Below are 11,961 nucleotides of genomic sequence, written 5' to 3'. Positions count from 1 at the left end.
GCCGGAATCAGACGTGCCACGACTGGAGGGATTGATACCCAATATGACTGATCTGCTGCCAGTAACGCCGTCGATCGACCAGCTCGGCCGCATCATCGCCAATGTGGCGGCTCCGGCGTTCCTGCTCGGCGCCGTCGCCGCATTCATCTCGGTGCTGATTTCCCGGATCAATCGCGTGATCGACAGATCCCTGTTCATTCACGGCATCCCGGAGAGCGACGCCACGAAGTCGTTCCTCAAGGCCGATCTGCCCCGGCTGCGCCGGCGAGCAGCGCTTCTGAACAGATCGCTGTTCTGCGCAATCGTCGCTGCGATCATGACCGCGCTCATCATCATCGTTGCCTTCATCAGCGCGCTGCTGCATCTGGCCCATGAGTATGGCGTTGCGATCCGGTTCATGGCAGCGCTTCTGATGTTCTGCGTTTCTCTCGTCGACCTGGCCCGCGAAACGCGAATTGCGCTTCACGAAAACGATCTGCGCGTGTAACCCAGACCGATAGAAGACGCTCGGATCGGCAGACGGACGTGGCAAAGGGCTCCGGAAAGAACCGCAAGCGCCAGAAGACACGCGCCAATGTGCGGCCGGAGCCGCCCCTTGACGCGCCGCAACAGCCCCACCTCGTCCCCCGCAAGAGCGTCTCTCGACTGGCGATCGGCGCCGGCCTGCTGCTGCTTCTCATGATGGGGGGCGGGCTCTACTGGTTTGCGCGGTCTGGGATCGCGGTCGAGCCGCATCGGACCGCTGAGTCGGGTTACGTCGGTAGCGAGACTTGCAGCGGATGCCATCAGGCGGAGGCGAAGCTCTGGCGGAGCTCGCAGCACCGGCGCGCCATGGACCACGCGACGGACCAGTCCGTGCGGGGCGATTTCAACGATGCGACATTTGAGCATGCCGGCACGCGCTCGCGGCTCTTCCGAGAGGGAAAGAAATTCCTGGTCGAGACCGACGGTCCGGACGGCAAGCTTGCGACGTTCGAGGTCAAGTACACTTTCGGTATCGATCCGCTGCAGCAATATCTGATCGAATTCCCCGATGGCCGCGTTCAGGCCCTGTCCATCGCCTGGGATACGCGCCCGAAGGACCAGGGCGGTCAACGCTGGTTTCACCTCTATGCGAACGAAGCCGTCACCAGCAAAGATCCCCTGCACTGGACGAAACTGAGCCAGAACTGGAATTTCATGTGCGCCGAGTGCCACTCCACCGGCGTGCACAAGAACTATGATGCGGGCAAGGACCGGTTCGCCACGACCTTTACCGAGATCAGCGTCGGTTGCGAGGGCTGTCACGGCGCAGGGGCGCGCCATGTCGGATGGGCCCGCCAGAAGGCCGCATCGCGCGGCCCGGACCGTGGCTTGCTCGTGAGGTTCGACGAGCGCACAGGCATCACCTGGTTGACCGGGACCGGGACGTTGACGCCGAAGCGTAGTGCGGAGCCGCCGGTTCTGCGCAAGGAAGTCGAGACCTGCGGCCGCTGCCACGCGCGGCGTGGCCAGCTTTCGGAAGACTGGACGCCCGGACGACCGCTCTCGGACACCCATCGTGTCTCGCTGCTCGATCAACAGCGCTTCTACGCCGACGGTCAGATGCGGGACGACGAGGAGACCTATAACTACGCCCCATTCAAGCAGAGCAAGATGTTTGCCAGGGGCGTGACCTGCAGCGACTGCCACGAGCCGCACAGTGCGGCCCTGAAGGCGCCCGGGGATGGCGTCTGCGCGCAGTGCCATGCGCCTGCGAAGTATGAATCGGCCGCGCACCGGCACCATGCCGATGTGACGTCGCCGCCAGGCTGCCCGTCCTGCCACATGCCGGAGCGCCGATACATGGTCGTCGACCGCCGCCATGACCACGGCTTTCGGATCCCCCGGCCCGATCTCTCCGAGAGCACGGGCACGCCGAATGCATGCAACGACTGTCATCGCGACAAGACCGCCGCCTGGGCGGCCCAGCAGATCGAAGCATGGTTCGGCCCCGTGCGGCACGGCTATCAAGCCTATGCGCCTGCGTTCCATACCGCATGGAGCGAAGCCGTCGATGCGCAGACTCTGCTTGCGGCCGTCGCCGGCTCCGGTGATGCTCCCGGTATCGTGCGGGCCAGCGCGCTGGCCACGCTTCCCGCACCCGATCTCAATCTGATCCGCCGCGGCCTGTCGGACTCCGATCCGCTCGTCAGGCTGGGCGCGCTCGATGCGCTGGAAGGCCTGCCGACCGACCAGCTCTGGGCGCTCGCATCGGCGCAACTGACCGATCAGGTGCGTGGCGTACGCATCCGCGCCGCCGAGCTTCTTGCATTCGTTCCAGTCCCAGGCCAGCCCGCAGCCGACCGCGACAAGTTCGCGCACGCCTCGGCTGAGTTCGTGGCGGCGCAGACATTGAACGCGGATCGTCCGGGTGCGCGAACGGCGCTCGCCAACTTCCTGGCACGGCAGGGGAGGATTGGCGAGGCCGAAGCCGAATACCAGGCGGCCCTGCGGCTGGATGCGTCGTTTTCAGTGGCTTCCATCAACCTGTCTGACCTGTACCGGCAACTCGGACGCGACAGTGACGGCGAGCGGGTCTTGCGCGCGGCTCTTGCGACATCGCCACGAGATGCATCCTTGCACCACGCACTTGGTTTGGCGCTTGTTCGCCTGAAGCGCAACGCGCCGGCACTTGATGAGCTGAGGCAGGCTGCGTCGCTGGACCCCAGCCAGGCGCGCTACGCTTACGTCTATGCCGTGGGGCTGCATTCCGCGGGCCGCCGCGATGATGCTCTTGCCGTCCTGAGAAACAGCCTGCAACTGCACCCCAATGACCGCGATGTGTTGTCCGAGGCGTTTGCACTGAGCCGCGAGACAGGCGATACCGCCTCTGCGCTGGTCTATGCCGAGCGGCTTTCGCGCCTGACGCCCGGTAACCGCCAGATCGAAGACTTGATCAAACAGCTCAAGCAGTAGAACTGCGGCGACGATCTCCAGCCCGGCTAGAAAAGACGCGTTATGCAGGAGCCGGAACCGCCGGACGTTTCACCAGCCCGAAGGCTGCTGCGGCGACCAGGCAGAGGATCCCGGCGAGCAGGAACGCCGGGACGTAAGTCCCCAGCGCATCCCTGCTGACGCCCGCGGCAAAGGCCATCAGGCCGACGCCGAGCTGATGGGCGGCAAAGATCCAGCCGAACACCACCGGTCCCATCTCCGGCCCGAACGTGCCCACCGTCAGCTTCACGGTGGGCGGAACCGTTGCGATGAAATCGAGACCGTAGAGCATTGCAAATGCGCTCATCGCGCCCAGCGTCGCGTTGGACTCCACGAGCCAGATGAGAGCCAGACCGCGAAAGCCGTAATAGATCGCCAGCAGCCATCGGTTGTCGTAGCGGTCGGAGAGCCATCCGGATCCGATCGTTCCGATCAGATCGAACACCCCGATCATGGCGAGCAGGCCTGCCGATGTCACGGCGGGCAAGCCGAGATCGCCGCAGAACGGCACGAAGTGGGTCGATGTCAGTCCGTAGCTGGAGACGCCGCAGATCAGGAACGTCAGCGCCAGCACCCAGAACACGAGGCGGGTGGAGGCCAGGCGCGGGCCCCGGAAGCTGATCTCGGCAAAGTTCTGCTTTGGCACGGCAGGGATCGGCGGCATCGTCGTCTCTCCCAGCGGCGCCAGGCCCAATTCCTGCGGGCGGTTCTTCCCGAGCAACAGGAAGAGGACGAGCGACAGCAGAAGACCGAGCCCGGACGGAAGCAGCGCGACGCGCCAGCCCCAATGTTCGGCGATCCAGGCGCCCAGCGGCATGAAGATCAGGGTGCCCGTGGCAATCGATCCGTTCAGGAGGCCGACCACCAGTCCCCGGTGGGTGGTGAACCAGCGCACCGAGATCACCGCGGCGAGCTGCAGCGCGGTGAGCCCCGGCGCGATGCCGAGAATGAAACCGAGGCCGAGCCACATCTCGTACCGGTTCGTCATGCCGACCGTCAGCAGCAGTCCCGTCAGCGCCATCGTCCCGGCGATCGCCAGCATCATTCGCGGACCGTAGCGAAGCATCAAGCCGCCGGCGAACGGCGCCACCAGTCCGAACAGCGCGAAGCGCAATCCTTGCGAGGCAGACAATTCTGCCATGCTGACATGGGCGTCCGCCGCGATCTCCCGCATCAGGACACTGGGCACGCCGAGGGACGAGCTCGCAAACAGCGAGTAGAGAAATCCCAGTGCAGCCATGATCCAGCCGTAGTGGATGTTTCGAGCTGCGGCATGTCGTGCGACGAATTCAGCAAGCATGGCCAAATTCCCTTTTGAAAATGAATTCTCTGAAAATGCCAGAGGCCGGGCCGGAGCCGCCGCCTTCCGCTCAATGCGAATTTTATGCACTGCAGGGGGCATTGCCCCGAAGTCAAAAAGGTCGCTGACGCCGGCGATGGTTCGAATGGCGTCGCCGGGCCGGACATTCGTTCGTCCGGATGCTGGCACATTACCCCTGTTTTGCCCGACGGGTCAAAGCGGTTTTCGCTAAATCAGAAATGTCCTTTGATTTCAAGGAGACGGCTACTGTGCATGGGGTTGTTTTCGAACTTTTGGTTTGAGCCCCTGACTGCACGTCGTCACAAGCAAAAAGGGCCGCCCCTTCGGGCGGCCCTTGGTGTCGTTCGATGCGGCTCGCTTACTCGGCGGCCTGCTTCTGCGGCGGGTCGAGCGCGCCGGACTTGTGGATCTCGGCGACCTGATGGTCCGAGAAGCCGAGCACCGCGCGCAGGATCTCGTCGGTGTGCTCGCCGAGCAGCGGGGAGCGGGTGACCTCGCTCGCGCTGTCCGACAGCTTGATCGGGTTGCCGACCGAGATGTACTTGCCGCGGGTGGGGTGATCGACCTCGACGACGGTGCCGGTCGCGCGCAGCGACTGGTCCTCGGCGATCTCCTTCATGGACAGGATCGGACCGCAGGGGATGTCGTCCTTGTTGAGGATCTCCATCGCCTCGAACTTGGTCTTGGTCATCGTCCACTGCTCGATGCGGGCGAAGATCTCGTTGAGGCGCGGCAGGCGGACGGCCGGCTTGGAATAGTTCGGATCGGTCTTCCAGGTGGGCTCGCCGATCACGTCGCAGATCTTCTCCCAGACCGGGGCCTGGGTGATGAAGTAGATGTAGGCGTTGGGATCGGTCTCCCAGCCCTTGCACTTCAGGATGCGGCCGGGCTGGCCGCCGCCCGAGTCGTTGCCGGCGCGCGGCACGGCATCGCCGAACGGAATGCCTTCGCCGAACTGGCTGTATTCCTTGAGCGGGCCGTGGGCGAGGCGCTGCTGGTCGCGCAGCTTGACGCGGGCGAGGTTGAGCACGCCGTCCTGCATCGCAGCGGTGACGCGCTGGCCCTTGCCCGAATGCGTGCGCTGGTAGAGTGCGGTGACGATGCCGAGTGCCAGGTGCAGGCCGGTGCCGGAATCGCCGATCTGCGCGCCGGTGACGAGCGGCAGGCCGTCGCGGAAGCCGGTGGTGGAGGCGGCGCCGCCGGTGCACTGCGCGACGTTCTCATAGACCTTGCAGTCTTCGTAGGGGCCGGGGCCAAAACCCTTGATCGAGGCGACGATCATCTTCGGGTTGATCGCCTGGATCTTCTCCCAGGGGAAGCCCATGCGGTCGAGCACGCCGGGGCCGAAGTTTTCCACCAGCACGTCGCACTTCTTGATCAGCTCGGTGAGGACTTCCTTGCCCTTGGGGTTCTTGGTGTCGAGCGTGATCGAGCGCTTGTTGTGGTTGAGCATGGTGAAATACAGGCTGTCCACGTTCGGGATGTCCTGCAGCTGGCCGCGGGTGATGTCACCCACGCCCGGGCGTTCCACCTTGATCACGTCGGCGCCGAACCAGGCCAGCAGCTGCGTGCAGGTCGGTCCGGACTGGACGTGGGTGAAGTCGAGAATGCGAACGCCCTCGAGCGCTTTGGTCATCGTGTTGCTCCGTACTCTGTGTCTGCCCCCGCCAACCGCAGGGATTAAGGGTTGAGGGTGGACTTACTTCTTCTTCTGCAGAACGCTCTGCGGATTGAGGTTGCCGATGCGGCCGCTCTCCGAGCCCGCGGCCGGATCGATCACCGCGTTGATGAGCGTCGGCTTACCGGACTTCATGGCGTCGTTGACGGCGCGCTTGAGCTCGTCGGGCGATGTCGCGTTGATGCCGACGCCGCCGAAGGCTTCCATCATCTTATCGTAGCGCGCGCCCTTGACGAACACGGTCGTTGCCGGATCGTCGTTGGCGCTGTTGACGTCGGTGCCGCGATAGATGCCGTCATTGTTGAAGATGACGACGCAGATCGGAAGGTTGTAGCGGCAGATGGTCTCGACCTCCATGCCGGAGAAGCCGAATGCCGAGTCGCCTTCCACCGCGAGCACGGGGTGACCGGTCTCGAGCGCGGCCGCGATGGCCTGGCCCATGCCGATGCCCATCACGCCCCAGGTGCCGACGTCGAGACGCTTGCGCGGGCGGTACATGTCGATGACGCCGCGGGCGAGGTCGAGCGTGTTGGCGCCCTCGTTGACGAGGATCGCTTCCGGATACTCCCTGATGACGTTCTTCAGCACGCCGAGCGCGCCGTGATAGTCCATCGGCGACTTGTTGTTCATGAGCTTCGGCGCCATCTTGGCGACGTTCTCTTCGCGCTTGGTCGAGATCGCCTTGGTCCAGTCGGAGGGCGGGGCGGTCCAGCTCGAGCCCATCGCCTGGTTGAAGGCGGAAACGACCGAGCCGATGTCGCCGACCACGGGCGCGACGATCTCGACGTTGGAGTCCATTTCCTTAGGCTCGATGTCGACCTGGATGAACTGCTTGGGCGCTTCGCCCCAGCTCTTGCCCTTGCCGTGCGAGAGCAGCCAGTTCAGCCGCGCACCGATCAGCATAACGACGTCGGAGTCCTTCAGCACGGTCGAGCGGGCAGCACCTGCGCATTGCGGATGGGTATCGGGCAGGAGGCCCTTGGCCATGCTCATCGGCAGGAACGGCACGCCGCTCTTCTCGACGAAATTCTTGATCTCCTCATCGGCCTGCGCGTAAGCCGCGCCCTTGCCGAGGATGATGAGCGGACGCTTGGCGCCCTTGAGCACGTCGAGCGCGCGCTTGATCGAAGCGGGCGAGGGGAGCTGCGCGGGGGCAGCATCAATCACCTTGACCAGCGACTTCTGGCCGGCCTCGGCGTTCATCACCTGGCCGAACAGCTTGGCCGGCAGGTCGAGATAGACGCCGCCCGGACGGCCCGAGACCGCAGCGCGGATGGCGCGGGCGAAGCCGATGCCGATGTCCTGGGCGTGCAGCACGCGATAGGCCGCCTTGCACAGCGGCTTTGCAATCGCGAGCTGGTCCATTTCCTCGTAGTCGCCCTGCTGGAGGTCGACGATCTCGCGCTCCGAGGAGCCGGACACGAGGATCATCGGGTAGCAGTTGGTGGTGGCGTGGGCGAGGGCCGTCAGACCGTTGAGGAAGCCGGGCGCCGACACCGTGAGACAGACGCCGGGCTTCTTGGTGAGGTAGCCGGCGATGCCTGCGGCGTAGCCGGCGTTCTGCTCGTGACGGAAGGAGATCACGCGAATACCGGCGGCCTGCGCCATGCGGCCCAGATCCGTGATCGGGATGCCCGGCACATTATAGATGGTGTTGATGCCGTTCAGCTTGAGCGCGTCGATGACGAGATGGAAGCCATCCGTCAGTTCCTGCTCGGTGCCCGGTGCCTCGGACTTGGTCGCGGTATTCAGCATGGGCCTTGTCTCCCTGGTCTCAAGTAGTGGGGCGAGTTTTTCGCCCTTCTGGTGAACGTTGCTAGGTGAAGAGTTCCTGGCCATGCGCTTCGACGTAAGCAGCAAGGCCGAGGGTGTGGTCGCGGGCGCGTTTCTCGGCGAGCTCGGTGTCGCGTGCTTCCAGTGCTTCGATCATGCCGAGATGCTCGGGCAGCGAGGTCGCGGTGCGGTCCTTGCGTCCAATGGTCAGCTGGCGATAGCCGCGCACGTGCAGCAGGAGGTCGTTGGTGAGATCGACCAGAACGGGGGATTCCGACAGCGAGATCAGCGCCTGGTGGAAGGCGATGTTGGCGCGCGAATATTCCTCGACGTGATCCTCGGGCAGGCGGTCCTTGCCGAAATCCTTGAAGTAGTCGCGCAGCGCCGTGATGTCCTTCTTGCGCGCGGTGGTGGTGATCAGGCGCGCGGCCATGCTCTCCAGCGCCGCCCAGGCGCGGATCATGTCGACGATCTCGCTCTTGGTTCTGCGCACCACCATGATGCCGCGGCGCGGCACGGTCTTCACGAAACCATCCTGCTCGAGCATCGCGATGGCTTCGCGGATCGGTGTGCGGCTGACACCCAGACGTTCGGACAACGCGCGCTCGTCGAGCATCACCGGCTCGGGCGTCGAATAGATGTCCATCTTGAGGATGGCTTCCTTCAAGGCGTCATACGCCTTGTTCTTGAAGCTACTCTCCGGGGCAATACGAACGATTGCGATATCTGCCTCGGCCATGTTCGGCAACGCCTTGGTTGGTTTCCGCAGTGACACGACGAATCTCCTCCAGTGGGAGTCGTCTTTTACAGGATTATTAACGGGAAAGTTTTTGGCATACCACATGCCAGAATGTCAAGCTGCCCATTTTTTGCGGCGTTCTAAGGCATGCCTGAGCTTGACAAGTTGGCTTCTGGCATACCAAATGCCATCGCCAGCCATTTTTGATCCAAGCCGGCGGAGTATTCTGGTCCTTATGCCACTCCGTTCCGCCGCATGGAACAGAGCGCGGCGAATGGCAAGCATCACGGGCAGCCGCAACACGCGCGCGCTTTGAAAAGAACGAACTCAGGTCAAGGGAGAAGCCATATGTCCAATTCCAAAGATGCCGTCCGCAAGGTGCTTGACCAGGTCAAGTCGGATAATCGCACCAGCCTGACGGCCCCGGAGGGCAAGCTGGTCTGCGACGCCTACGGCATCCCGGTGCCGAAGGAGGGCGTGGCCAAGTCGGCGGGCGAGGCCGGCAAGATGGCCTCTTCGATGGGCTTCCCGGTGGTGATGAAGATCGTCTCGCCGGACATTCTCCACAAGACCGAAGCCGGCGGCGTCATCGTTGGCCTCAAGACGGCCGAAGACGCCGAAAAGGCCTACGAGACCATCCTCGGCAATGCCAAGAAATATAAGTCCGATGCCAAGATCGAGGGCGTCCAGGTGCAGCAGATGCTGGCCGGCGGCACCGAGGTCATCGTCGGCTCGATCACCGACGGCTCGTTCGGCAAGCTGGTGGCCTTCGGCCTCGGCGGCGTGCTGGTCGAAGTGCTCAAGGACATCACCTTCCGCCTCGCGCCCGCGACCAAGGAAGACGCGCTCTCGATGCTCGACGGCATCCAGGCGCATGAGATCCTGAAGGGCGTTCGCGGCGGCGAGCCGGTGAACCGTACGGCGCTCGCCGACGTCATCGTCAAGGTCTCGCAGCTCGTTACCGATTTCCCTGAGATCGTCGAGCTCGACCTCAACCCTGTCTTCGCCACCGCAAAGAGCGCGATTGCCGCGGACGTGCGCATCGTCGTCGACTTCGCCTACAAGCCGAAGCCCAAGCCGCGCCCGACCGAAGAGATCGTGGCGGCCATGAGCCGCATCATGCAGCCGAAGGCGGTCGCTGTGGTCGGCGCCTCCGCGGAGGACGGCAAGATCGGCAACTCCGTGATGAAGAATCTCATCAACGGCGGCTACAAGGGCGACATCTACCCGATCCATCCCAAGGCCGCCGAGATCCTCGGCTACAAGGCCTACAAGAGCGTCAAGGACGTGCCTGGTGTGATCGACACCGCGGTGTTCGCGATCCCCGCCAAGTTCGTCGCGGCAGCGCTGACCGAATGCGGCGAGAAGAAGATCCCCGGCGCGGTGCTGATTCCGTCGGGCTTTGCCGAAGCCGGCGCGCCGGAGCTGCAGGCCGAGATCGTCGAGGTCGGCAAGAAGTATGACATCCGCCTGATGGGGCCGAACATCTACGGCTTCTACTACACGCCCGCCAATCTCTGCGCGACCTTCTGCACGGCTTACGACGTCAAGGGCCACGCGGCGCTGTCGTCGCAGTCGGGCGGCATCGGCATGGCCATCATCGGCTTCTCGCGTTCGGCCAAGATGGGCGTGTCGGCGATCGTCGGCCTCGGCAACAAGTCCGACATCGACGAGGACGATCTGCTCGCCTTCTTCGAGCAGGATCCGAACACCAACCTGATCGCGCAGCACTGCGAAGACCTCAAGGACGGCCGCGCCTTCGCGGAAGCCGCGAAGCGCGTCTCCAAGAAGAAGCCGGTCGTCGTGCTCAAGGCTGGCCGCACTTCGGCCGGCGCGAAGGCGGCCTCGTCGCACACCGGCGCGCTCGCCGGTAACGACAAGATCTACGAGGACGTGCTGGCGCAATCGGGCGTGATCCGCGCCCGCAGCCTGCGTCAGCTGCTCGAGTTTGCCCGTGGCGTGCCGGTGCTGCCGACGCCGAAGGGTGAGAACGTGCTGATCATCACCGGTGCGGGCGGCTCGGGCGTGCTGCTGTCGGACTCCTGCGTCGACAACGGCCTGTCGCTGATGTCGATGCCGCCGGATCTCGACGCGGCCTTCCGCAAGTTCATCCCGCCGTTCGGTGCGGCCGGAAATCCTGTGGATATCACCGGCGGCGAGCCGCCGATCACCTACGTCAACACGGTGAAGCTCGGCCTGTCGGACGAGCGCATCCACTCGCTGATCCTCGGCTACTGGCACACCATCGTCACGCCGCCGATGGTGTTCGCCCGCAACATGGTCGAGGTGAAGAAGGAGATGGAGGCCAAGGGTTTTGTGAAGCCGATCGTGGCGTCACTGGCCGGCGACGTCGAGGTCGAGGAAGCCGCCGAATATCTCTACCAGAACGGCATCCCGGCCTACGCGTACTCGACCGAGCTTCCGGTCGAGGTGCTCGGCGCCAAGTACAAGTGGGCGCGCGGGGCAGGGCTGCTCTGAGCCGAAGAAGCCGCTCCGGCATAGTCTGGAGCGGCACTTTTTCAGGTACGTCGTTCCGGGGCGATGCGAAGCATCGAACTACGGTGCGGAATTGCGCACTTGAGAACCTCGAGATTCCGGGTCTGGTCCTTCGGACCATCCCGGAATGACGAACCTCCAAAGCGGCAGGTCGCGATGAGCAAGAACGTGATCCGGCGCAAATCGCTCGAGCCCCGATCGCCATCGGAGGCTGACCACGACGCGCGCGACGGCGGCGTGCAATCCGTCGACCGCGCGCTGTCGATTCTCGAAACGCTCGCTGAAGACGACGAAGGTTACCGCCTCAGCGATCTCGCCGTCCGTACAGGTCTGTCAGCGTCCACCGTGCACCGCCTGCTGGCGACGCTGGAAAGCCGGCGTTTCGTGCAGTTCGACCGCGCCGAATCCAAATGGCATGTCGGCGTCCGCAGCTTCACGGTCGGCGCGAGCTTCGCGCGGCGGCGCAATTTCTCCACGCAGGCGATTCCTTACTTGCGCAAGCTGCGCGATCTGACCCGCGAGACCGCCAATCTCGCCGTGGTGGACGACGAATACATCATCGTGCTGACCCGGATGGAGAGCCGCGAGATCATGCGCTCGCTGACCCAGGTCGGCGGCCGCGTCGCCATGGTGACGTCGGGCGTCGGCAAGGCGGTGCTCGCGACCTATTCGGACGAGGAGGTCGGCGCCGTGATCCGCCATCACGGCATGCCGCGCCTGACCGAAAAGTCGATCGTGCGGCCGAGCGACCTGTTCAAGGAGCTCGGAAAGATCCGCAAGCAGGGCTTTGCGATCGACGACGAAGAAGCTTGCATGGGCCTGCGCTGTATTGCCGCAGTCGTGTATAACGACTGCGCCGAGCCGCTGGCAGCGATCTCGGTCTCCGGCATGACCAGCCGTCTCACCGACGACAGGCTGCCGGAAATCGGGCAAATCGTGCGCGAAGTCGCGGGTGAGCTGACATTGGCGCTCGGCGGGACGATGCCCACACCCGCCTGA

The 11,961-nt window shown here is 64.2% G+C and carries 8 protein-coding genes; 4 read left to right on the top strand and 4 right to left on the bottom strand.

Going from position 1 to position 11,961, the window contains the following annotated elements:
- The first annotated feature begins 43 nt into the window (after positions 1-43).
- Both A7X65_RS37480 and A7X65_RS37475 read left to right on the top strand, forming a co-directional pair.
- Entirely contained in the window at positions 44-487 is a 444-nt protein-coding gene (locus A7X65_RS37480; RefSeq protein WP_063694428.1) for a DUF2721 domain-containing protein, read from the top strand.
- A gap of 38 nt (positions 488-525) precedes the next feature.
- Positions 526-2,937: a cytochrome c3 family protein gene (locus A7X65_RS37475; protein WP_063694427.1), complete on the top strand. Its 2,412-nt coding sequence runs from the start codon at positions 526-528 to the stop codon at positions 2,935-2,937.
- 40 nt (positions 2,938-2,977) lie between these two features.
- Here A7X65_RS37475 and A7X65_RS37470 read toward each other — a convergent pair whose 3' ends face one another.
- The 4 genes from A7X65_RS37470 to A7X65_RS37455 all read right to left on the bottom strand — a co-directional run bounded on the left by A7X65_RS37470 (position 2,978) and on the right by A7X65_RS37455 (position 8,466).
- A complete protein-coding gene (locus A7X65_RS37470) occupies positions 2,978-4,255 on the bottom strand; it encodes an MFS transporter (protein WP_063694426.1) in 1,278 nt (425 codons plus the stop codon).
- 379 nt (positions 4,256-4,634) lie between these two features.
- A complete protein-coding gene (frc, locus tag A7X65_RS37465) occupies positions 4,635-5,912 on the bottom strand; it encodes a formyl-CoA transferase (protein ID WP_063694425.1) in 1,278 nt (425 codons plus the stop codon).
- Positions 5,913-5,975: 63 nt separating this feature from the next.
- Positions 5,976-7,709 carry an oxalyl-CoA decarboxylase gene (gene oxc / locus A7X65_RS37460; protein WP_063694424.1) on the bottom strand — a complete coding sequence of 578 codons (1,734 nt, stop codon included), beginning with the start codon at positions 7,707-7,709 and terminating at the stop codon, positions 5,976-5,978.
- Positions 7,710-7,770: 61 nt separating this feature from the next.
- Positions 7,771-8,466 (bottom strand): GntR family transcriptional regulator, encoded by a 696-nt coding sequence (locus A7X65_RS37455; RefSeq protein WP_166819518.1) that lies wholly within the window; start codon positions 8,464-8,466, stop codon positions 7,771-7,773.
- Between the two features lie 348 nt (positions 8,467-8,814).
- On the opposite strand from A7X65_RS37455, the gene A7X65_RS37450 reads away from it, so the two are divergent.
- Both A7X65_RS37450 and A7X65_RS37445 read left to right on the top strand, forming a co-directional pair.
- Entirely contained in the window at positions 8,815-10,944 is a 2,130-nt protein-coding gene (locus A7X65_RS37450) for an acetate--CoA ligase family protein (protein ID WP_063694423.1), read from the top strand.
- Between the two features lie 174 nt (positions 10,945-11,118).
- Positions 11,119-11,961 (top strand): IclR family transcriptional regulator, encoded by an 843-nt coding sequence (locus A7X65_RS37445; RefSeq protein WP_063694422.1) that lies wholly within the window; start codon positions 11,119-11,121, stop codon positions 11,959-11,961.

The organism is Bradyrhizobium stylosanthis (assembly GCF_001641335.1).
Taxonomy (GTDB): domain Bacteria; phylum Pseudomonadota; class Alphaproteobacteria; order Rhizobiales; family Xanthobacteraceae; genus Bradyrhizobium; species Bradyrhizobium stylosanthis.
This window is presented reverse-complemented; position numbering and strand designations above follow the sequence as displayed.